This window comes from Marinicellulosiphila megalodicopiae, from assembly GCF_045862395.1.
In the GTDB taxonomy this organism is placed as follows: Bacteria; Pseudomonadota; Gammaproteobacteria; order Pseudomonadales; family Natronospirillaceae; genus Marinicellulosiphila; species Marinicellulosiphila megalodicopiae.
In genome coordinates this window covers 3,034,060-3,056,577 of sequence record NZ_AP023087.1, presented here as the reverse complement: position 1 = coordinate 3,056,577, position 22,518 = coordinate 3,034,060, and the positions used below count along the sequence as shown (strand labels likewise).

16 protein-coding genes, 1 tRNA gene and 1 pseudogene are annotated in these 22,518 nt (G+C 35.2%); 8 read left to right on the top strand and 10 right to left on the bottom strand.

What is annotated here, in order from left to right:
* The first annotated feature begins 132 nt into the window (after positions 1-132).
* Together TYM08_RS13170 and TYM08_RS13165 are read left to right on the top strand one after the other, a co-directional pair.
* Positions 133-1,533, top strand: coding sequence for a hypothetical protein (locus TYM08_RS13170; RefSeq protein ID WP_422379608.1), 1,401 nt, complete (start codon positions 133-135; stop codon positions 1,531-1,533).
* Positions 1,534-2,227: 694 nt separating this feature from the next.
* A tRNA-Ala gene (locus TYM08_RS13165) sits at positions 2,228-2,303 on the top strand.
* Positions 2,304-2,360: 57 nt separating this feature from the next.
* Here TYM08_RS13165 and TYM08_RS13160 read toward each other — a convergent pair.
* From TYM08_RS13160 to TYM08_RS13130, 7 genes are all read right to left on the bottom strand, one after another.
* On the bottom strand, positions 2,361-3,974 hold the full coding sequence (locus TYM08_RS13160; RefSeq protein ID WP_422379607.1) for a BatD family protein: 1,614 nt from the start codon (positions 3,972-3,974) through the stop codon (positions 2,361-2,363).
* Entirely contained in the window at positions 3,974-5,698 is a 1,725-nt protein-coding gene (locus tag TYM08_RS13155; protein WP_422379606.1) for a VWA domain-containing protein, read from the bottom strand. The genes TYM08_RS13160 and TYM08_RS13155 overlap by 1 nt, the downstream gene beginning before the upstream one ends.
* Positions 5,695-6,690: a VWA domain-containing protein gene (locus tag TYM08_RS13150; protein ID WP_422379605.1), complete on the bottom strand. Its 996-nt coding sequence runs from the start codon at positions 6,688-6,690 to the stop codon at positions 5,695-5,697. The genes TYM08_RS13155 and TYM08_RS13150 overlap by 4 nt, the downstream gene beginning before the upstream one ends.
* Positions 6,687-7,163, bottom strand: coding sequence for a DUF4381 family protein (locus TYM08_RS13145; RefSeq protein WP_422379604.1), 477 nt, complete (start codon positions 7,161-7,163; stop codon positions 6,687-6,689). Before TYM08_RS13145 ends, TYM08_RS13150 begins: the two co-directional genes overlap by 4 nt.
* A gap of 108 nt (positions 7,164-7,271) precedes the next feature.
* On the bottom strand, positions 7,272-8,189 hold the full coding sequence (locus TYM08_RS13140) for a DUF58 domain-containing protein (RefSeq protein ID WP_422379603.1): 918 nt from the start codon (positions 8,187-8,189) through the stop codon (positions 7,272-7,274).
* A 15-nt stretch (positions 8,190-8,204) separates the two neighbouring features.
* Complete coding sequence (locus TYM08_RS13135) at positions 8,205-9,161, bottom strand: AAA family ATPase (RefSeq protein ID WP_422379602.1); 957 nt, start codon at positions 9,159-9,161, stop codon at positions 8,205-8,207.
* A 200-nt stretch (positions 9,162-9,361) separates the two neighbouring features.
* Positions 9,362-10,429 carry a GGDEF domain-containing protein gene (locus tag TYM08_RS13130; RefSeq protein ID WP_422379601.1) on the bottom strand — a complete coding sequence of 356 codons (1,068 nt, stop codon included), beginning with the start codon at positions 10,427-10,429 and terminating at the stop codon, positions 9,362-9,364.
* Positions 10,430-10,760: 331 nt separating this feature from the next.
* On the opposite strand from TYM08_RS13130, the gene leuS reads away from it, so the two are divergent.
* The 5 genes and pseudogenes from leuS to TYM08_RS13105 all read left to right on the top strand — a co-directional run.
* Positions 10,761-13,352 (top strand): leucine--tRNA ligase, encoded by a 2,592-nt coding sequence (leuS, locus tag TYM08_RS13125; protein WP_422379600.1) that lies wholly within the window; start codon positions 10,761-10,763, stop codon positions 13,350-13,352.
* A complete protein-coding gene (locus tag TYM08_RS13120) occupies positions 13,353-13,601 on the top strand; it encodes an accessory factor UbiK family protein (protein WP_422379599.1) in 249 nt (82 codons plus the stop codon).
* Positions 13,602-13,665: 64 nt separating this feature from the next.
* Positions 13,666-14,565 carry a patatin-like phospholipase family protein gene (locus TYM08_RS13115; protein WP_422379598.1) on the top strand — a complete coding sequence of 300 codons (900 nt, stop codon included), beginning with the start codon at positions 13,666-13,668 and terminating at the stop codon, positions 14,563-14,565.
* A gap of 559 nt (positions 14,566-15,124) precedes the next feature.
* Positions 15,125-16,693, top strand: coding sequence for a hypothetical protein (locus TYM08_RS13110; RefSeq protein WP_422379597.1), 1,569 nt, complete (start codon positions 15,125-15,127; stop codon positions 16,691-16,693).
* Between the two features lie 84 nt (positions 16,694-16,777).
* Positions 16,778-17,032, top strand: a pseudogene (locus TYM08_RS13105) (hypothetical protein); the annotation flags it as partial.
* Between the two features lie 357 nt (positions 17,033-17,389).
* Here TYM08_RS13105 and TYM08_RS13100 read toward each other — a convergent pair.
* Positions 17,390-18,493 (bottom strand): helix-turn-helix domain-containing protein, encoded by a 1,104-nt coding sequence (locus tag TYM08_RS13100; protein WP_422379596.1) that lies wholly within the window; start codon positions 18,491-18,493, stop codon positions 17,390-17,392.
* Between the two features lie 57 nt (positions 18,494-18,550).
* Entirely contained in the window at positions 18,551-19,432 is an 882-nt protein-coding gene (locus TYM08_RS13095; protein ID WP_422379595.1) for a hypothetical protein, read from the bottom strand.
* 1,114 nt (positions 19,433-20,546) lie between these two features.
* On the opposite strand from TYM08_RS13095, the gene TYM08_RS13090 reads away from it, so the two are divergent.
* Complete coding sequence (locus tag TYM08_RS13090; RefSeq protein ID WP_422379594.1) at positions 20,547-20,834, top strand: hypothetical protein; 288 nt, start codon at positions 20,547-20,549, stop codon at positions 20,832-20,834.
* Positions 20,835-21,084: 250 nt separating this feature from the next.
* Here TYM08_RS13090 and ltrA read toward each other — a convergent pair whose 3' ends face one another.
* The gene (gene ltrA, locus TYM08_RS13085) at positions 21,085-22,425 is read right to left on the bottom strand and encodes a group II intron reverse transcriptase/maturase (protein WP_422379593.1); all 1,341 of its coding nucleotides are present in this window, start codon (positions 22,423-22,425) and stop codon (positions 21,085-21,087) included.
* Between the last annotated feature and the right edge of the window lie 93 nt (positions 22,426-22,518).

The following is a 22,518-nucleotide window of genomic DNA, read 5'->3' as shown; positions in this document are numbered from 1 at the left end:
ACCAAGTTAAGCAATGCCTGAAGATGGAAGTTCTTAAAGGCAGAATTTAATTGGATGTTCAATTTATGGAAACTTCAGTCAGTTATGAATTTATTTTTAAATTAATCATGTCTTTAAATTATTGAGTAATAAATGATGAAAAAAATATCAGAAATTAACATAACAAAAATGCTTGCACCGCTAACGTTAATGGTTTTATTTTCTTGCACCGACGAGTTTTATGAAGATGTGGACGCTTTAAATGATCGATACAACCCAGCGGCCAGTCAAGATGAAACTATCGATGCAAATGAAGAAACGAAAAATGGAAAAATAATTAATGAATTAGATCAGGATAATGATTTCTATTCTGATGCCATTGAATTGCAATTAGGCTCAGATCCAACTGATCCGTTAAGTATTCCGCAAGATTCTGATAATGACCAAATCCCCGATTATTTAGATGCATATCCATTTGATCCTACAATATCTGTAAAAAAGATAAAAGTGTCTCAAAGTAATCTAGATTATGATGTTGTGGTTGAGGTTTTAGGGATGACTAAAATTTTATCTCCAAACGAAGTAGTGGAATTCACAGTTGGAAATTTAGATTATTTAGTTAACTTTACTTCTATTGAATTTAATGAATTTACTCGTTGTGAAATTAAAGATGAATCGATCGAAAATCAAATAGATTATCAATGTAGAGCGTGGATCAGCAGTGAAATATTGAATCAAGGTTATCCATTAGATAAAGATGAGGATGACTATTTGAATAAAACGTACTGCACTATAAACACTTATAATGTAGATGGAGTATATGCCGATGAAATAGAGAATTTATATTGTTATGGTTTATTTTATCCTGAATTTATTAATCTATTTTCAAATATAAAAAGTTTAGAATTTTATAGCTATTCAACTGAATATTTAGATGATATTAAAATAGATAAGTCTACGAAATTAACTGATATATATTTAAACGGAATGGATTTAGATACGATTGAATTTAATAATTGTGATGAGTTGTTATCGGTGTTCGTTGATAACTCAACGGTTAATGGAGTTGATATATTAAATTGCTCAAATATTGAATCCTTCGTATTTTCAGGTGAACTCAATTATTTAATAACGGGTGAGCTCGATTCAGAAAAAGTGACATTTTTTTATAATTGGACACTGTTGACTAAAGGTGATTTTTTAGGGAGTCAGTATATTATAATTGATAATGTAGAAATAGAAACCAATACTGAAGTCGGTATGGATTACCCAATTGTCATTGAGACTAATACCGGGGTAGGCACAGGGGTAGGGACAGGGGTAGGCACAGAGACAAGGACGAGGACTGGCACTGGCACGGGCACAGGGATAGGCACAGGCACAGGCACACAATCAAATATACATACTAGTACTGAAACAAATACTCAGATTCGAACACAAACGGATATACAAACTGGAACTAATATTGAAACATCAACGGATACTAATGATTGGTCAACTATTTCAACAGACACATATTCAGATATGAATACCCAAACTTTTACAAGTTATTAATCAGACCAAATCGAATAAAATAATAGAGTGTGTATTCACTCTATTATTTTATTTGTTGAATGATCATTCATATGTCATCGACTTATTTTTTGCATTTTTATAAGAGTTAATTAATAAGGAAAATAATTGATTTAGGGAGGGCTGAATAAGGGTATTTTAAAAAAGGTCAATATAGGCTTTATGAAATTGGAAATAAATGAAAGTTGTTGTGTTGAATTCCTAGTGCGACACAATTGGTCGCTCCTAATGGAATATGAAGTCCGTTTAATCGGGCTTTTTTGTGTCTGTTTGTGAATGTGAGTGATAACTTATTACGTCATCGCTAACTGATTTATCGTTGGAAATCTAATGGTTTTGATTTGTGCTTAATGGTTAAAAGTGGAGGTTAAAAGTGGAGGTTAAAAGTGGATGTCCCTTTTGGCTCTCCTTTTGACTCTTCCTTTTTGGCTATACAAAAGTCGATCTAATCAATCGAAACATACAATGAATAACGACGATTCATGCCCAAAAACCGCTGAATATTCGGTTGATTTTGTGAATTGTTGTTTACGGCAACAGGGTAATATTAGCTTTGTTGGTGTAACGCTAATCTATATTGTATATGCGGGGTGTATTCAGCTTAGACTCATTTCATATTGGATAAGGCTAGGGGTTGACAAGCTCAAAGGGGCGCTTTATTATTGCGCTCCTTTTTGGGGCCTTAGCTCAGCTGGGAGAGCGCAACACTGGCAGTGTTGAGGTCAGCGGTTCGATCCCGCTAGGCTCCACCAAAATTTAAAAAAACCAGATCTTAGTCTGGTTTTTTTTCGCCTGTTACTTTTCCAAACCTAATCACTAGGATAAAGACTAAACAATGTTTCATTGGGCTGTTTAGAGTTCTTAGTCTGAGCTTTGATTTGTTTAAAGTCTTTTGCAAATTTTACAAAATCAAAATCTTGTATATTTTTTTGTTGATTGTCTTGTTGATTGTATAAAAGGGAGTCCAGTAATGATAAAGACTCAGCAAGGGTTTGAGAATAGATTGAATAATCAAAGTTTTTTAGTTCGCATTGTTTTTCAAAATCAACCAATGCCTGTTTTAATTTATGCATAGATTGTTTTTTACACGCATCTAAGACACTCATTGAACTTAAAGTCGAAGTTTGGCTTGTTTGATTTGTAAAATCATGAGTTGTGGTGTTTTTAAGTGCATTTATTTTTAATTTCATCACGATAAAACTTATTCCCCATCCAATTATTAAAGCTAAATGCGTTAGCCAAATCCAGTTTGGAATTTTTGTAATAATCTCAGTTTGGATGACAGGGGATTGAGGGTTTGAAATGTTTTGATCAACCACACCAGAAATGTTTATTTCTCTTTGGTTAATTTTGCTAACTCGAAGTTGGTCAGAGTTAACATCCCACCATGTAATTGAATATTCAGGTAAGGTCACTTTACCGTTTTGTGTCGGTAAAATTGCCCATTTAGCTTGAATTAGGCCAGTGTTTTGATTGTTGATGATTTTGTCTGAGCGAATTTCATCTTCAGAATAAATTTTTAATCCAGAAATGGCCGGGATGCTTAATTTAGGTAAATAGTTGTTGGTTAACCCAGACATTTGAATATCAATCACTCGGGTCAAATTTGCATCATTTGTCATATTAAAGCTTGGCGCTAAATTGTCTTTTAACTGTATATTAGTTGCAGGTAACCAAGGTTTGTTTTTTGGGTATTGCGCAGGAATCGGTTTGACATTCACAATAATTGGCAAGGACTCTGTGTTGAATATTTTATTTTTTCGATTAATTGCATATTGTCCATTTATTTTAAATTGGCCTAAATCAAACTGTCCTGCATTTTGTGGTGTGATTTGATAATACAATGTGGACACTTGATAGGATATTGAATTAATTTCTTCAGTGGAGGTTGGTAAATCACCAATCTGCTCTAAATTAAATGGCATGTTGCTTGGTAAATCTAAGTTTGCTGATTGCACATCAATTGCATTGTAAAATTTTAATTCAAGTAATAGCGGTTGATCAATATAAACACTAGTGTCACTAATTTTAGCGGTTAAGAAAAATAATTCATCTTGATAATTTGATTGATGGGCCGATCGAACATCTAGAGTAATTGGCGCAGATGATTCACCGTTGTAGGTAAAGGCAGGAATAATAATTTTACCTGAACGATTAGGTGAAATATTTAATACATATTCAGTAGTGGTGGAGCCAACTCCATTGATGTAACTTGAAGAAATATTGGGCCCATATTTATTGTAAATTTTAAAATCTTTTTCTAAAGGTTTTAAATTTAAATTGCTAACTTTTGCGTCAATTTTAATTCGAAATTGAATGATATCATTCACTTCTAAAATTGATTGAGACACCGTTGTAGTGACAGTCGCTTGACTGTACATACTGAAAATAAATAATAAAACAATGAGAGTAAATCTTTTCATTACCATTTTGGACCTTCTTGTATAAATTGTTGACCGTTGTTTTGTCTGAATTGTCTTTCAAATTGATTTTTATAAAATAGAAGTAGATCTTCATCTATTTCTAAATCTCTTTTCTCATCACTATCCAAATTATCATCGGTTTGTGTGTTTGTATCGGTTGATTCATCGGTTGATGTTTGGGTTGATGTTTGAGTTGTTGTATTGGTGGATGAGTCTGTCGAGGTCGATGTTTGAGTATCAGTGCTGGTTTCGCTACTGGTTTGTGTTGAAGTTGAAGTTTCTGTCGATGTGCTACTTTGTGTAGATGTAGATGTACTTGATTGGGTATCAGTTGAGGTCTGTGTGTCAGTCGAAGTCTCAGTTTGTTGCTGTTGTTGTAAATTAATTAATTGGTTGGTGGTATCAATCGCTTGATTGACATCTTCATCATCTTTTAATGATTTTGACGTTTGAAAATTTTCTAACGCTTGTTCAAACTGTTGTTTTTTAGCATGGGCTTGGCCTAGATTATAATAATCATCGGCATTTAACTCTAAGTCACTATTTTCTAAAATATCAATTGCTTGATCAAATTCATTATTTTTTAAATGTGAATAGGCTTTAAGTCTAGGATTTTCAAACAGTTGAGCTGCTTTGTCGTATTGTTTGTTTTCAAGTGCTTCTTTGGCTTGTTTGTCATAGGATTTCCAAAGATCGTTTGCGTCAGCATTTTTTGGAAGTAAGCTTACAATCAAGAATATTGCCGCAAATCCTGATGTATTGGGTTTCATAAAAGCAATCAAAAATAATGCCGAAACAACAGCCAAATATAACCCCAAATCAATTCTTTGAATGTATTCATTCTCCAGTGTAATTTTTTCACTTTTTTGTTGGTTTATCCACTGAATGTCTAAGTCATTGCGGCTTAGCCATTGCCATGGTTGATTAAGTTCTTTGCTTAGTTGATCAAATACAGAAGTATTTACTTTTGGAATGATAATTTCATTTCCTGCTTTTAAGTATTCTCCGTTTTCTAATTTTATAGGTGCGCCCATTTCAGTACCAACCACCAACGTTAAAAGTTGATGGTCTTTTAATTTATTTTTAATTTTTTTTATGTCACTGAATTCAATGCCATCTGTTAACCAAATAATCTTACCTTTTAAGACTGAATTTTTTTCAAACATATCGGCTGCAAGTGTAAATGCAGATTCTGGATTTGAACCTTTTAATGGAAGTATTTCAGGTTCAATAACTTGAGTTAAGTGCAAAATATTTTCACTGTCTTTTGTTAATGGTGAAATAATATGCGCATCAGCAGAATACATTATTAGAGCAGACATTGAGTTAGCTTGTTGCTTGATGATGTCTTGAATTTTTAATTGAACCCATTGTTTTCGAGAAGGGGGTAAGTCCGTTGCAAGCATCGACAAACTTGCATCTGCAATAATGATTAAGGATTCATTTGATTCATAAGCATCTTGTTGATTGGTTTTAACTGAAGGACCAGCAATGGCAATAATTGCGATTAATAATCCAAAAATAAACCACCATTTGCGATTGGGTTTTTGTGTATGTTGTTGGCCTGACAGTGCCAATAAAAATTCATTTGCAATAAGTGGTTGCCAAACATGATTGTTTCTTAAGGTTTGTTGTGAAAACCAAACCAAACCAATTAATGGGATAGCCAATAACCATAATGGTCTTAAAAAAGAAAAACTGGCAATAATATCTAACAAAGTCATTTTTTCTCCTGATTTAAATTCTGTAAACGTTGAGTTAAATTAAATATAAAAGGTAATAAAATAAATAATAAACAAATGGATAAGGCAACAAAAAAGTATTCTTTTTTAGGTTGTACTTGTAAGTTTAAATTTTCGTTTGGTTCTAATTGATCAATTGCTTGATAGATTTGTTGTAATTCGTAACTGTTTCTAGCTCGAAAGTATTGACCGTTTGTCATGGAGGCTATTTTTTCTAAAGTGATTTCATCAACACCACGATTATAAGCACTCACACCGATGGTATAAATTTTTATATTACTTTTTTGAGCGATTTCTGCCATTTCTAAAGGTGGACGTGTACTGCCATAATCTTCGCCATCCGTTAATAAAATAATGACTTTATTTTTAATCTCGGCATCTAATAATTTATTTATGGTGGTTGCTAGGGCGTCACCAATTACGGTACCTGAGCTTTGATCATCTAAATCACCGTATTGAACATTTTCAATGAAATCAGCAACTGTTTGAGTGTCATAGGTTAATGGCGCTTGAGTGGCGATATGTTTACCAAAAAAAACCAATCCAACTCGATCACCTGTGCGCTGTCTTAAAAAATCGCTAGCAATTAATTTGACCGCATCCATTCGGCGTACACGACGGTTGTTTAGCATCATATCTCTCTCCTTCATGGATTGAGAAACATCAATGACTAAAAACATATCTCTACCGGTTGTGGGGGTATTAAATGCATCAATTGGCAGTTGAGGGCGCATTAATGCAATTAATAAAAATGACCATGCGAGCAGTTTGAATATAAAATCCAACCAATTAATATTTGCCCCAGCATTATGGTTAAGTTGTTCTAGTTCAGCTGCAAAAGGCAGATGAATGCTTTGATTGGAAAGTTCACTGTTGGAATTTAATGCCACGTACAAATACCAAATTGGCATAAGAGGAAATAAAACGATTACCCACCACCATGCAAATTCGATTGATAATAAAGAGTTAATCATTTTAAACACTCCATTAATATCGCTTGAATATTTAAATTAAATTCCTCTGGGTTTGGAATTTCACATTTTAATTGGTAATGACTGTGAGCTAATAATTCAATCGTACTTTTTTGAATGTCAGGAAAATTTTTACGCAAAAAATCAAACCATTGATCTGTGTTGAGTGTTTGAATATTAATTGAATGTTTATTGCGCTTTAAATGCAGTTTAATAACGGTATTGGCTTGTTCGATTTTTTTATGATCGCTTAATTGATCGTTTTCAAATATAACGATCCAGTTTTTAAAAATGAATTGCTTAATTTTATGCTTTTTAAGTTTACGAAAAATAAATATTCCTGCAATGCATAAAATAACTAAACAGACAGCCAAAAGGATGTATCCCATTTGAATCGAAAATAGCCATTCATTGGGTAGTCGTTCTTCGGGTAATTGTGCTAATAGTGATTCTATTGTTTGGTTTGATTCATTCATTGTGTGAAGTTCTACGCTTTAAGTTTCTGTGCATTAAGATTAAATTTTTTAAGGTTAAGTGTTTTAAGGTTAAGTGTTTTAAGGTTAAGATTTTTAATATTAAGTGCATTAAAGTGTCCACCAATGTTGGATGGACTGTAAAATATCTAATTCATTATCTAGACAATTAGCGGGTAAATAACTCACTTTATGCTGTGCGCAAAATTGTTTAATGCGCAATTGCCTATGTTCAAAAGTTTGTTGCCAGTTTAATTGTTGGGAGCTTTTAGTGCTTTGAAACCAATGAGTTTTTCCTTTGTATGAAAAAGGAAGTGTGCCTTTTTTAGGTGGTTGGATTTCAATATTGTCAAATACATGGACAAACACAAGTTGATGATGGCGAGCTAAGTGGTTTAACGTTTGAATACATTGTGAATCTAAATGATAAAAGTCGCTGACAATAAATAAATGATGACCATGGCTTCGGCTAAATGATTTTAATGCGTCATTGAAAGAAAAAGCATTCGTATTTTCGCAAAGTTTAGTTGGAGAGATTGCAGAAAGTTGTTTGGCAATTAAACTTCCAGCAAGGGTTTTTCGCTGTAAGGGGAGGGTGAAACTGTGTTGAGCCCCCCAGCCATTAAATGAAACCTTATCGCCATTTTGTAAACTTAGCCAAGTAATCATCATACTTAAGCGTGCAGCTAAAACAGATTTGAATTGTTTTTGGCTGCCAAAAAACATGCTCGATGATTGGTCGCATAAAATACTAATTGGGCGTTCACGCTCTTCATGGTATACCTTAGTGTAGGCTTTTCCACTTCTTGCTGTAATGCGCCAATCAATATGTCTTATATCATCACCTTCATTGTATGGGCGTGATTCATTAAAATCTAATCCAGCGCCTTTATGCTTACTAATGTATTGACCGCTTTGCATATGTAGTTTTTTTGGGTGAGGAATTCTCAACCAATGATACGCTTTTTCTTTTAATGAAAATAAATTATCGACATCCACTAAATAATGATGTTGAATTTGATCGTTCATGACAGTCATCCTTTATTAGGAAACAGGAACTAAATCTAAAAGCATGTTCACCACGTCTTTTGCTTGCAGGCCTTTAGCTTGTGCATCAAAAGACAGCCACAAACGATGACGTAATATATCCGGTGCCACTGCTTGAACATCATTAGGAGTCACAAAATCTCTGCCTTCAAGCCAAGCATGGGCACGTGCACAACGATCAAGTGCAATGGTCGCCCTTGGTGAAACTCCACAAGCAAGGGCATTTGCAAGTTCTTCGGAGTAGTTTTCTGGCTGTCTTGTAGCCATGATTAATTGCACAATATACTCTTCAACAGCAGCAGCCATATGCACGTCTAGTACTTCTTTACGTGCATCCAAAATAGAATCAGGTGAAATTGAAATTTCTGAAATAGGGGTGTGATGTTGCTCTAAACGAATTAATTTTAAAATATCTCGTTCTGCTTGTGCATTTGGATAATCGACCCATACATGCATTAAAAATCGATCAAGTTGCGCTTCAGGTAAAGGGTAAGTCCCTTCTTGTTCTAGTGGGTTTTGAGTGGCCATCACCATAAATAATTCAGGTAAATCATAGGATTTATTGCCCACCGTAACTTGGCGCTCACTCATGGCTTCTAATAATGCTGATTGAACTTTTGCAGGGGCTCGGTTGATTTCATCGGCCAAAACTATTTGTGAAAATACAGGGCCTGCTTTAAAGGTAAACTCGCCGGTTTCTTGTCTGAAAATATCCGTACCTGTAATATCAGAAGGCAATAAATCAGGCGTAAATTGGACACGTTGAAATTGGCATTGAATATAACGTGCTAACGTTGAAATGGCTTTTGTTTTAGCAAGACCTGGTGCACCTTCTACTAATAAGTGTCCATCCGCTAATAAAGTGATCATGATTCGTGTGATTAAACTTTCTTGTCCAATAATTTGCGATGAAAGTTGTTGTTTGATTTTATTGATTTGCTCGAAAGATGACATAAAATTCAGGCTCCATTTAAGTAAGTTTTAAAGAGTGAATAAAATAAAATTGTTGGTATGACTCTATAGGGTTAAATAAGTTTCATTCAAGGGGGGGATTTGAAAAAATTATGCTGTTAACAAGCACTTTTGTTAATGGACACTTTTGTTAATGGACACTTTTGTTAATAGACACTTTTGTTAATAGAAGAAGTGACTCATTAACTGATGCATTGATTACGACCTAATGCTTTGGCTTTATATAAATTATTGTCAGCAGCTGATATTGCGTCGTTGATACTATCTGTAGTATTTATTTGATACAACCCCATACTCACGGTTGTGTTGAAAGTTTTGTCATTGTATGTGAATACATGGCGTTGAATGATGTCCCTTAATTTTTCGGCGATGATGATTCCTTTTTCTTTGTCTGTCATTGGTAGTAGGATTAAAAACTCTTCCCCTCCCCAGCGCGCGATAGTATCCAATTCTCGTAAATTTAATTGAAATAATCGACTGACGGTTTTAATGACTTCGTCGCCTTTTTCGTGACCAAATTGATCATTAATGCTTTTAAATTTATCAAGATCACACATGATTAAAGTAATGTTGCTTTGAGTACGTTTACTGCGTTTGTATTCATATTCAAGGCTTTCCATCATGCCTCTACGATTATGCAGTCCAGATAGCATGTCTCTTTTCGCTTGAAATTCAAATTGCTGGCTTAATACTTCAAGCTCTGTATAAGATTTTTCGCGGATAAATTCATACACGGTAAACAGAGCTGTAACAGTAAGCAAAGAGTAAATGAATCGTAATTTAAAAGTATTGCTGTAATGGGTTGATAATAAAAAATCATCTGGATAAAACAATAAAGTGGCAATGACTAATCCAAAAAGACCAAGATTAATTAGTCCTTTTTGAATGCCGCCAAAAAACAAAGCGATGGGAGGGATTATGTAAACCCATAATGGGCCAGTATTATCAACGCCACCGGTTTGAATCAAATACGCCATCACAATAAATAGCGTCACAAGCATTAAGTTGGAAGAATATGGGTAGGGATTTCTGAATAACTCAGCTTTTTGGATTAAGAAAGCAATCAAAAATAAAAAACTGGTGATAAATAAAACAGATGTATGAATGTGGTTATCTTGAAAAAATGTACTCACCCCAATGCAGAATGTAATCAAGCAGCCAATTGTACTGAATACATTCATGACAACGATTTGTTTAATAATGGCAGGATTTTTTGTGTAACTGCTGCCTGTGTGCAAAAAAATTCTCATTGCATTTTTTAAAGTTTGAATCATAGGGCTAATAGCAAGTAGTTGAGGCGCAGTTTTTCATAATTGTGTTTGGACATATAAATAATTCGTTAAATGCTTTTGTGAAAGTTTAGTTAACAAAAAGAACGAGTCGTTCATAAAAGGTATGAAAGTACCTACATATAAGTAGGTTGGCGTCAGGTAATCAAATTGCAGTAAAATAAGCGCGCTAGTTTATCAATTTCATTGCTCAATTAGCAACCAAACTCCCCCTATATTCTGCTATAAAATGTGATGCGCATCAGGTATTATGATGCCCAAATTTTAAACGCATAATTAAGGTCCTGTTTTAATGGAAAATATCTACTCCCCAAAGCAAATTGAAGGCAAAATTCAGCAACATTGGGCTGAAAACAAAGTCTTTAAAGCCGTTGTCGACAGCAACAAAGAAAAATTCTATTGCTTATCAATGTTCCCTTACCCAAGTGGACGACTGCATATGGGGCATGTACGTAATTACACCATTGGTGATGTAATTAGTCGTTTCCAACGTATGAACGGTAAAAACGTGATGCAACCAATGGGTTGGGATGCGTTTGGTTTACCTGCTGAAAATGCCGCTATTAAAAACAAAGTAGCCCCTGCGGGCTGGACCGTTGAAAACATCGCCTACATGCGCAACCAATTACAACAATTAGGTTTTGGCGTAGATTGGGATCGTGAATTGGCGACCTGTGAGCCTGAATATTACCGTTGGGAGCAGTGGTTCTTTACGCGTCTTGTTGAAAAAGGCATGGCATATAAAAAGAATTCTGCCGTTAACTGGTGCCCACATGACCAAACCGTATTAGCCAACGAGCAAGTACATGACGGCTGTTGCTGGCGTTGTGACACCAAAGTTGAGCGTAAGCAAATCAACCAATGGTTCATTCGAATTACCGATTACGCTGAAGAATTAATCAACGAATTAGACAACTTAGACGGCTGGCCTGAAAGCGTACGTACTATGCAACGCAACTGGATTGGTCGCTCAAAAGGCATTGAGATGTCGTTTGATCTTGAATCTGGCGAAGGTTCGGTCGATGTTTATACTACTCGTCCTGATACCGTTATGGGGGTGTCTTATGTAGCCGTTGCTGCCCAGCATCCAATTGCGTTAGAAGCGTCAAAAACAAATGAAGCATTAGCGACATTTATAGAAGATTGCAAAACCACAACGACATCAGAAGCCGACATGGCAACGATGGAGAAAAAAGGCGTGAACACTGGCGTGATGGTTATTCACCCTTTAACCGGTAAAACGGTTCCTGTATTTGCCGCAAACTTTGTCTTAATGGATTACGGCACAGGCGCAGTTATGGCGGTTCCAGCTCACGATCAACGTGACTTTGAATTTGCTCATAAATACGGCATCGAAATCAAACAATCTATTAAACCAGCGACTGATGATGTTGAAATTGATTTAACCGTCGAGGCATTCACTGAAAAAGGCGTTTGTGTTAATTCTGCGCCTTTAAGCGAACTTGACGGTTTAGATTTTGATAAAGCTTTTGGAGTGATTGCAGCGAAATTAAAAGAATTAGGCAAAGGCCAAGTTCAAGTTAATTACCGATTACGTGACTGGGGCGTCTCTCGTCAACGTTATTGGGGCGCGCCAATCCCAATGGTTAACTTGGAAAACGGCGAGCAAGTTTGCGCTAAAGAATTCCCAGTTAAATTACCAACTGATGTGATCATGGACGGTATTAACTCGCCTATTAAAGGCAATGCTGAATTTGAAAACACCACTTATGACGGACAACCAGCTACACGTGATACAGATACGTTTGATACGTTTATGGAATCAAGCTGGTACTACGCACGTTACTGTTCACCACAATATGACCAAGGCATGGTTGATCCAAAAGAGGCCAATTACTGGCTTCCGGTTGATCAATACATAGGTGGCATCGAGCACGCAACGATGCATTTATTGTATTTCAGATTCTTCCATAAATTGTTACGTGACGAAGGGTTAGTACAGGGCGATGAGCCATGTAAGCGCTTATTAACTCAAGGCATGGTATTGGCTGAAACGTTTGTACGTAAAAATCCAGGCGGATCAAAAGACTACTTTGGCGAAGATGCTGTCAACATCGAAAAAGACGAAAAAGGCAAAGTGATCAGCGCGACCCTAAAAGAAACAGGCGAAACCTTAGAGTTAGGCGGCATGGTTAAAATGTCTAAATCTAAAAACAACGGCGTCGATCCACAAGAATTGATCAACTTATACGGTGCCGATACCGCCCGTTTATACACAATGTTTGCAGCGCCTCCAGAGCAAGCGCTTGAATGGCGTGAAGACGGTGTAAACGGATCCTATAAATTCTTACAGCGTTTATGGAGAATCACCACTGAGTTTTTAGAATTAGGTGAAGCGGCTGAACTTGATGTGAAATCATTAAACAAAGCGCAAAAAGACGTGCGTCGTAAAACACACGAAACCATTGAGAAAGTAACCGACTCATACGCTGAAAAATACGCATACAACACAGCGATTGCTGCTGTGATGGAATTGCTAAACACAGTGAATAAGTTTGACGCAAAAGACGGACAAGATTTAGCAGTCGTAAAAGAAGCGCTAGAATCTGCAATCTTAATGTTGTCGCCAATTGTGCCGCACATCACTTATGAATTGTGGGAATTATTAGGCAAGACAGAATCCGTTGTCGATGCGAGGTGGCCTGCTGTTGATAAAGGCGCATTAGTCAAAGACAGCCTGTTATACATCGTACAAGTGAACGGTAAATTGCGCGCTAAAATTGAAGTGGATGCGTCGTTATCAAAAGACCAAATCCAAGAATTAGCATTTGCAGATGAAAACGTAAAAAGTTTTGTTGAAGGCAAAGACATCAAAAAAGTGATCGTTGTACCTAACAAACTTGTAAACATAGTGGCGGTTTAAATGACAAATAATACAAACGGACCCGGTGAAATCTTTGCCCAAATTAGCGGCAAGTTAAATGAGTTGTTAGACAACAAAACTCAAATCGCCGAAGACGTGAAACACAACGTACAATCGTTAATGGCATCGGGTTTAAGCAAACTTGATGTGGTAACAAGAGAAGAATTTGAAGTTCAAAAACAAATCCTAGAACGCACCAGACAAAAACTGGACGATTTAGAAAAACTGTTTGAGAAATTAGACAAATAAAAAAACAGCCCGATTTATTCATTTAGGTCGGGCTTTTTTGTGTATGAATTTTAGGCGAAAAAAAATGGACACAAACAATCATCAAAAAAAACGTAAAATATCGTTAGTGCTAGGCAGTGGCGGCGCTCGTGGGTTAACCCATATCGGTGTTATTCGTTGGTTAGAAGAAAACGATTTTGAAATTAACTCCATTTCAGGTTGCTCAATAGGCGCATTAGTAGGCGGCATTTACGCCAATGGAAAATTAGCCGAGTTTGAAAAATGGGTGTGCGCCATCAGTAAAATGGATATCGTAAAATTCATGGACCTGTCGTGGCAAAACAACGGATTAATTAAAGGCGACAAAATCATTCAATCGTTAATTGATTTAGTTGGTAATCCAAATATCGAAGAACTTCCAATAAAATTTACGGCAGTGGCCTCTGATATCGACGCAGAAAAAGAAGTATGGCTGTCCAAAGGTTTGTTGTTTGATGCCATTCGGGCGTCGATTTCGATTCCACTTTTTTTTACACCGTATCAAATTAATGGTGTAGATTTAATCGATGGGGGTGTTTTGAATCCATTACCCGTTGCTCCTACATTTGCAGATGGTAATGAATTGATTATCGCAGTAGATTTAGTGGCCCCAATTGATAAAACATTACATCAACCCAAAGAAAATGAAACTAAAACAGATTCGGGATTCAGTCAGAAAATCGGCCAATTCATAACGAATATTTCAAAATCTCCAGTAGAAAAAGCCTTTAACTTAACCAGTTATGAAATCGCTACACAGTGTATAGACTCGATGCAATCAGTGATAACTCGCGAAAAAATGGCATCAAACCCAGCAGACTATGTTGTCAAAATTCCAAGAAATATCAGTAGTATTTTAGATTTTCACTTGGCGGACGAGTTGATTAAATTTGGCTATGAACAAGCTGAAAAAACATTGGGACATTTAAAATTAGATAAAAATTAATATTTTTTGAAAGGTATACCTTTTGAATTTTCCATTTGTTGCGTGTTTTGATTTTATAGGTGGATGTTGGAAAATAGTTTTTACACTATTAAAATGATTATGAATTGTTTGAAAAGTGGGTGTCACTTTTTGTTTTGGTGCCATCGGTTATTTGCGCGTCTTTTTCTCAGGGTAATTGATAACGCTCATTAACTAAATTAAATAGGGCATAAATGTATACGGACAATCTTACAAACCGCCTTTGACAAAAGTGGTCAAATGGCAAAAGTGGTCAAATGACAAAAGTGGTCAAATGACAAAAGTGGTCAAATGACAAAAGTGGTCAAATGACAAAAGTGGTCAAATGACAAAAGTGGTCAAATGACAAAAGTGGTCAAATGGCAAAAGTGGTCAAATGGCAAAAGTGTGTGCCTTTTGGTTTCCCCTTTTGGTTTTTAATTTTGATTCTAAATACAAAAGTGGATGTCTATTTTAGTTATTGATGTGAATAAATAGAGATGAATGACAGTCATAATACTGTTATAGTGTGAATACCTAAATGGCTTTAAAGGAAATTAACTTGAATCGAATATTCTATATTATTGTTACATTAATCATCTTATCGATTATTGTTTTTCTTAACCTGAATAATGAAGTTGATAATGCAGCGGTTGAACCTAGTATGGAGATTGCTGATACAAAAAAAGTGACAGCAACAAATGTTGAGATTGAATTTCCAGTGATTCATGATGTTACTCCCATTAAACAACAAGAAAGCGCCTATTGTATCGTTGATAAAGGCGTGGCTTTGACCCAAGCGTGTGATAAATTCAAAAATATTGAAAAAATGGATTTAACCGAGTTTACCAATTTAAAAATGCATGACGATATTTTAACTATGTTTAATAAGGGAGAATTAATGAACCCTTTTAATCTAGGGGTTTCTATTTTTGAATTAGGAAAATCTGACCAAGGTAAAGTCTATCAAATAATAATTTTTCAATTAAATCCAAGCGCAGTAGAAAGTGAAATTGAAATTGATCAAAACGATGAGCGGGTGGAGTACTTTTTTAATAGCCAGCTTGAAAACTATTCTTTGATTGTAAAAGAGTCTGATATTTCAGTTTCAACTTTTAGTACCAGTAATGTTCACATAGAAAATATAGTTGGAGCAAATATGACGATTAAGGATGCAGTGCAATACAAATCGATCATAGATAGTAGTGCGCGCTGCTTAAGCTCATGGCAAGCTTTATTTTTAAATGAAAATGGGGTTGATTATCAATCATTGGTTGCGTGTGAAGAAGCTTTGAGTGTGTATGTGTCTAGCTTTACTGGATTAAATTATAATCTCGATGTGTTAGGAGAAGATGTTGTATTAGATGGGGGTGGGTTATTATTACGCGATAAAGAGATGAATTCTTTGGTTGAATTATGTTTTTTTGATGTGGAGTACATGGCTGCAAAAACACTTGAAATAAACCCTAAAACCATTGAAACGTTTAACTGTAAATATTATAACAATATCACACCTGAAATAATGGGGGAGTTTGTTAATATGAAATCGTTCTATATCGAAGGAAGTGAGCCGGGCGATACAAAAAATTATAATGATTTAAGTTTTTTTAAAAACTATAGAGACTTGGAAGAGCTGATAATAGCAGATGATATTGAGTTTGATCTCAAACTATTACAAGGTATGCGTAATTTAAAAAAACTGGAATTGATCGGGGTAACTATTTTAAATGCCAATGAATTTGACAGTTCATCTATACAACTCAATTCTATTAACTTAAAAAAATCAAAAATTGATAATGTTAAATTTTTAGAACAACAATTTGAATTAACGACTATTGACTTGTCCTATACGAATATTCAGTCCATGCCAATGCTTGGATTTTCAGGCAGTCTGCTCGAGCTTAACTTAAAAGGTAATGCGCTTAGCAATATTGAAGGGTTTGAGAAGTTTAATAATTTAAAAAAATTAGATGTAAGTCGTAATAAAATTAAATACATGTCTAACCTAAATCTTGAATTAGATTCGTTAGAGTCGGTAAATATTACATTTAATCCCTTGGATTGCAGTGATCCTTATTTGAATTATTCACCAATAGTGAAAAGTTCATGTAATCGAAAATTAAAACCGTAGTGAATGACTAAGAATAAAATGAAAAATAGGTCAACGTCGCCCAATAAAAGTATTAACTCAGTTTAAAATCACCAAGGTCAGTTATGCATCAGCAATGTAACTTTGGCAGAGTTAATTCATGGTGTCGAAAAAAGCGAAAGATCTGTGAATAACCTTAAACAAGTAGAGGGTTTTATCTCACGCTTAGAAGTGTTTGATTATCAAAGTAGTGCTGCGTTTCATTATGGTGAAATTCGAGCAAACTTAGAAAAGAAAGGCAGAAATATAAGCGTAGATATAGTTGTAGATATAGTTGTAGATATTGATGTAAATGACCTGCGAATAGCACGATATGCTTGAAGCACAGGCATGATTATTGTCACAAATAATTTAAATGTGTTTGAACGAAAAGAAGGGTTGCATAATGAGAACTGGGTGGCCGTGCATTAGTTAAAACTTTGGATGATAATTAATTTTTGAAATATGAATCCCAATTAGTTGGGTTTTTTTGTGCCTGATTGTAAGGTGAGTGTTAACTAACTTCGTCATCTTCAACTTTTTTATCGTTGGATATCCAGTGGTTTTGATTTGTGCTTGATTGTTAAAAGTGGATGTCCCTTTTGGTTCTTCCTTTTGGTTCTTTTTCTTAATAAGGGTTTTGAGTCCAATGTTTCAAAAATGGATGCCCTTTTAAATCTTATTTGAATGGCCTTTGATTTACGCGCGCCCTAATGACTTTCGATATTCAGCAGGAGTCTGACCAACATTTTGTTTAAACACTTTATAAAATGTATTTCGATTATTAAACCCGGCTTGATATGCAATATCCGCTATGCTGTTTGATCCATTGTTTTGATTTAATAATTTTAAAGATTCATTAAAGCGCAACTCATTTAAAAAATCATAAAAACTCGTTTCTTTATGCACGTTAAAAAATTCGGATAATTGCACTCGAGTGACACCCATTAATGATGATAATTTATCAAGTGAAATTTCGGGATCTAAATGAGGTTGAAAATTTTCAACCAAACCATTGAGCTTGACAGATAACTCACTTACAGCTTCAGGACTTAATTCTATATTTCTTAATCGTATTTTTTCTTCTGGCTCAGTTACATGCGCATCATTTTTATGATGTTTTCTTTCAAAAAATTGAGGCTGATAAATCGAAAGCAACGAAATTAAACTTACATAAATTGAAACCATACAAGCAATGCCAGCCATAATGGTCATATTAGAGATATTGCCCACCAAAAATTGTTTTATTAATAAAATATCCATAACATTTAAAACAAGCAATCCCAGCACTAAAAACATCAACCAAAAATAGGTCGAATTTTGATGACCTTGAAATAACTGAGTGAGTCTTTTTTTATTTTTAATCATTAATAAAATACTAAAAACACAATAACAAGCCACTTGAAAAATCAAAATATTTAAAAATAAATTAAAATTTTGAGTCAATCCAATTTCAAATATTCGATCTGAGAACATCATTAATGGCAAAGAAGCATGAATTATTATGGACTTAAATGTAATGGGATATAAAAAAACCTGCCTGATAATATAATAAATCAAAGGCCCATAAAACCAAGTCATATTATAAGCTGCATTTTGCAACCACTTAAATGGTTGATCCATCACAAGTTGGCAATAGGCATTAATAGGAGCAAACAACAAAAGAAAAATATAGATAATAATGGTTTTATGCACATTATTTAATGGTCTTTTATTGTAACTGATATTCAAAATAGTCCAAATTGCAAAACTGACACTAAAAATAAATACAACTTTAAATAATTCTTGAACAGCGTCATTCATTGAAGATTCTCTTTGTAAAAAAGATCCACTTACGCAGATCTTTTCAATTTTTTAAGTTTAAGGTGTATCAAAATTTGTAAACGTACCTGAAAATATAATTAATCCATCGGCAAAATTTTGATACCACTGCCCAGAATATGGCGTTTCATAGAAATATACCATAGTATAAGGCGCACTAAAATTAAGCTCATCAATCGTTTGTATAGCGTTTTCAACCACGACATTGTTAGAAATTTTTTGAATGTTATAAATTCCCTTAGGTACGACAGTGCCCGGGCCAAACGCTACACCGTTGTACAACCCCTCATCTTGGTATTGTTGTAAAATAATTGAACCTTTTGATGGGTATCCTCCTTCTGGAACCACATCACTGGCTGAATGTAAAACAGTTAAGGCTTGAGTTCGGTTAACTTGAGTTGGAGCAATCAAATCTTTTTGTGAATCTTCAATCAAAAAATGTCCTTTTAATACTGTCTGATTGTCAAAGTATGTTCTCACCCAAGTTCCCGATTGTTTGGAATCAAAATTTAATTTCGTTTTAAATTTGATGCCTTGTTGATCGACTCCTCGCTCTACAGCTAGGTTAAATAACACTCGTCTGTAATGATATTGGATTACCCCTACATTTAAATATTCTTGATCAAAATGCGAGACATCATATTGCTTATTATCCAAATACGTTTGAACAATTACGCCTTTATTTGGAAATAATTGTGGTTCATCGGATTCAATCGAATCTATTTGTAATACCACTTTTTTGCCGACTAATGATTTAAGTGCGTGATTACAACATGTTAAATAGCCGGACTTATTAGAATGGCCTAGTTGAAAAAATTGCAGATCATGATTTTGAGCATTGGCGCTTAGTGGAAAGGCCAAACAAATTGCAGCGATCGTGAGTATTGTTTTTTTGATTTTAGTGACAGGGTTATATCTCATGGTATTTCCTCGTTAAGAATTGATAAATATAAATGAACCGATTAAGAGCGCATTTATTTATCAATTATCAAACAAACAACTATTGTAATTGTCAGTTTATAACGAGAATGACAAAAAATATGTGGATTAACTCCATTAAAGTCAGTTGCAAGATGGTTATCTCATATTGCTTACATTAACTTAGTTTTATTGACTGTTAATTATGTGTGTTTGAATCTAAAAATGAGTGTCTTAGGCACTTGACTTTAGTACTTGTTTTAAATGATGCAAATAACTCAAATTTACTCACTGCAATATGAACGATAAAAATAGGGTTTACTAAGAAGTCATATCGCTGAATATAAAACCATCTAAAAGCAGTGTAAACACTATTACTCCATACTAGAAAAAACACAGAAATCAGACATGAATGTCCCCGAGTTTTTAGAGTGGTTTTTACAAATAATAGAAAACACAATAGACCAAGCCATCGCTAAAGTTAATCAAACCTTAAACAAAGCAAAATTTTTGGCAACAAGCGCATGAGATTTTGATTAATTAAGTACAAAAGAAAATCCTAAACATCATGCTCGATGATGATGTTGACAAGGGGGCAATGCCAGCCAATATCAAAAAACAACAAAAGTAAGCAGCGCCAGAGCCACACGACATTTGTCCGATTTAGTAATCAAAGGCTAATGTGTAAAAAGCGGAGCAGGCGGTCGTAGTTTGAAATATTTGGTGAATGTATGAGGTGAGTAATTGGTCGTAAGGGTGGATTCTATATCCGCCCTTTTTGTTTGTGGTGGTTTAATAGGGTTGCCTTAAAAATGCCAGTTAGAATGTGAGTGTTTACTTACCTTGAAAGCTTTTAAATTTCGTCATCTTCAACTGTTTTATCGTTGGTAATCCAGTGGCTTGATGGTTAAAAGTGGATGTCCCTTTTGGATTGGATTGGTTAAAAGTGGATGTCCCTTTTGGATTGTCCGTTCAGAGGTCTGCCTTCAGGCTGTCTGTCAAAATGTGAGTGTTTACTTATCTTAAAGGTTAGAGTTTTTAGTTATCTACAACTGTTTTATCGTTGGAGATCCAGTGGTTTTGATTTGTGCTTGATTGTTAAAAGTGGATGTCCCTTTTGGTTCGCTTTTGTGTATATTGCGATGCTAATGCCTACGACCAAGGGTATGTAGAGCCTGATCAATTAGCCCAAAGTGTAAAAGTAATTGGCCGAGGAGGCACTGTATTACAACCGGGCATACAATTGCTTGAAAAAGCCGATGACTTTCCTGATGATGCGCCTATTTTAATAATTACAGATGGTGGCTGTGACGTACTTCGTGTGCATCATCCTCATGGGTATTTGATACCTGCTTATGGTTCTCTGCCATTTAAAGCGAAGGGTGAAGTGTTTAGGGTTGAGTGATTATTTTTGATAATTCTTTATGTTATAAAATGACTGGTGGTGGACGCGACCCCGATGTTCATGTAATTTCGTTTTATGGCTGTCTAGTCAAGATGCTAGACTTGACCCCCTGCAATTCCCGTGCTTTTTTTTCGTGAGGTCTGAAGTCAAATAGAGTAGAAGACAGCCACATCTAAAAAAACATGACAGCCTCCCCTCATCAAACCGTACGTGCGGTTCTCCCGCATACGGCTTTCCGATATCCTTCTTCTCAAGCATGCACAACTTTCCAACGCGGTTTTACTGGTGGCTGATACAACCCTAAATAACCGTACAAATACTGCCTTGGAAATTTATGATAACTCGCCCCTCTATTTCTCACCTTGTGTCTGTACCTTAGTTGGTGTCGCAGACTTTCTTCCATATAGTATCGGATCTTCTTTATTTTTCGATGACCGTAACCATAATAAAAATAATTGCACCAGCCTCTGACTGTTGCATTTAATTGTCTAACCACTTCATTTATCGGTACTGGATTCATCGCTCTTCGAGTGTAAAATTTAATCTTCTCACTTACTTTTTTCATCGATTTCTGTGACGGCTCAACCATCGGGAATACTTTTCCTGATTGTTTGCTTTTTGCCATTGAAATTTCAAAACCTAGAAAATTAAACTTCTCTTTTAGCGAATCTACCACTTCAGTTTTGTCTCCATTAAGTTGTAAATCTAATTTACCCAAAACTTGTGTTAACACTTTATATGATGCATCTGTTTCATTTTTACAAAGAATCACTAAATCGTCAGCGTATCGGACTATTTTCGCTTTTAATTTAAATGCTAAATTGTGTTTGTCCCATATTCTATCCAATACATCCAGATAGATATTGGCCAATAATGGCGAGATAACACCACCTTGAGGTGTGCCTAATTTACTTTTCTTACCACCTGCAATAACCGTTTGTTTTCCGCTCTTTTCTACTTTGATCACCACCGACTTTAACCATTGATTTAATAACGCTAATACTTTCTTATCAGAAACTCTCAGCGATACTAACTTCATGAGCTTAACGTGCGCGATGGTATCAAAGTATTTCGACAGGTCAGCATCAATCACTTGTGTATGTCCCGATCTTAACGATTGAGTAATACTGTTCATGGCTTGATGAGCCGATCGATTAGGACGAAATCCGTAACTGTTATTACTGAAGCCCGATTCAAAAATTGGTTCAATGACAATTTTAACAGCCATTTGGATGATTCGATCTTCAATATTCGGGATACCCAACGGACGAGTTTCGCCATTACCTTTCGGTATGTCGACACGTTTAATTGGACTGGATTGATAGGAATTAAATTTAAGCTTAGATTGTAAAATATTTAAGTAACGCCACTTTGATATTTCTCGTTCTATTGTTTCAAATGTCACCCGATCTAAACCAGGTTTGCCATTGTTTTTCTTAACAAGTTCGTAAGCATATTGCAGGACATCCAAACGATAAACCTTGTCATAGATTGAATAAAAGCAAAATGTGGATTGTTGTTTGGCTTTTTGAAATAGTTTCCTCTGAAGGTCACCGACTCGTTTTTTCAAACTGGAAGATGTTAATAGCATAATGCAATCATCTGAGCCTTTTCCTCTTTGGTTACATGAATAAAGTAGAGCCACTTCCCTTGGGTGTCGTTATGTTGTCGCTCACCCTCAAAC

Excerpts from the sequence above, each read along its gene's own strand:
- TYM08_RS13170 (WP_422379608.1), top strand. The coding sequence starts at position 133 with ATGATGAAAAAAATATCAGAAATTAACATAACAAAAATGCTTGCACCG.
- TYM08_RS13160 (WP_422379607.1), bottom strand. The coding sequence starts at position 3,974 with ATGAAAAGATTTACTCTCATTGTTTTATTATTTATTTTCAGTATGTAC.
- TYM08_RS13155 (WP_422379606.1), bottom strand. The coding sequence starts at position 5,698 with ATGACTTTGTTAGATATTATTGCCAGTTTTTCTTTTTTAAGACCATTA.
- TYM08_RS13150 (WP_422379605.1), bottom strand. The coding sequence starts at position 6,690 with ATGATTAACTCTTTATTATCAATCGAATTTGCATGGTGGTGGGTAATC.
- TYM08_RS13145 (WP_422379604.1), bottom strand. The coding sequence starts at position 7,163 with ATGAATGAATCAAACCAAACAATAGAATCACTATTAGCACAATTACCC.
- TYM08_RS13140 (WP_422379603.1), bottom strand. The coding sequence starts at position 8,189 with ATGAACGATCAAATTCAACATCATTATTTAGTGGATGTCGATAATTTA.
- TYM08_RS13135 (WP_422379602.1), bottom strand. The coding sequence starts at position 9,161 with ATGTCATCTTTCGAGCAAATCAATAAAATCAAACAACAACTTTCATCG.
- TYM08_RS13130 (WP_422379601.1), bottom strand. The coding sequence starts at position 10,429 with ATGAGAATTTTTTTGCACACAGGCAGCAGTTACACAAAAAATCCTGCC.
- leuS (WP_422379600.1), top strand. The coding sequence starts at position 10,761 with ATGGAAAATATCTACTCCCCAAAGCAAATTGAAGGCAAAATTCAGCAA.
- TYM08_RS13120 (WP_422379599.1), top strand. The coding sequence starts at position 13,353 with ATGACAAATAATACAAACGGACCCGGTGAAATCTTTGCCCAAATTAGC.
- TYM08_RS13115 (WP_422379598.1), top strand. The coding sequence starts at position 13,666 with ATGGACACAAACAATCATCAAAAAAAACGTAAAATATCGTTAGTGCTA.
- TYM08_RS13100 (WP_422379596.1), bottom strand. The coding sequence starts at position 18,493 with ATGAATGACGCTGTTCAAGAATTATTTAAAGTTGTATTTATTTTTAGT.
- TYM08_RS13095 (WP_422379595.1), bottom strand. The coding sequence starts at position 19,432 with ATGAGATATAACCCTGTCACTAAAATCAAAAAAACAATACTCACGATC.
- ltrA (WP_422379593.1), bottom strand. The coding sequence starts at position 22,425 with ATGCTATTAACATCTTCCAGTTTGAAAAAACGAGTCGGTGACCTTCAG.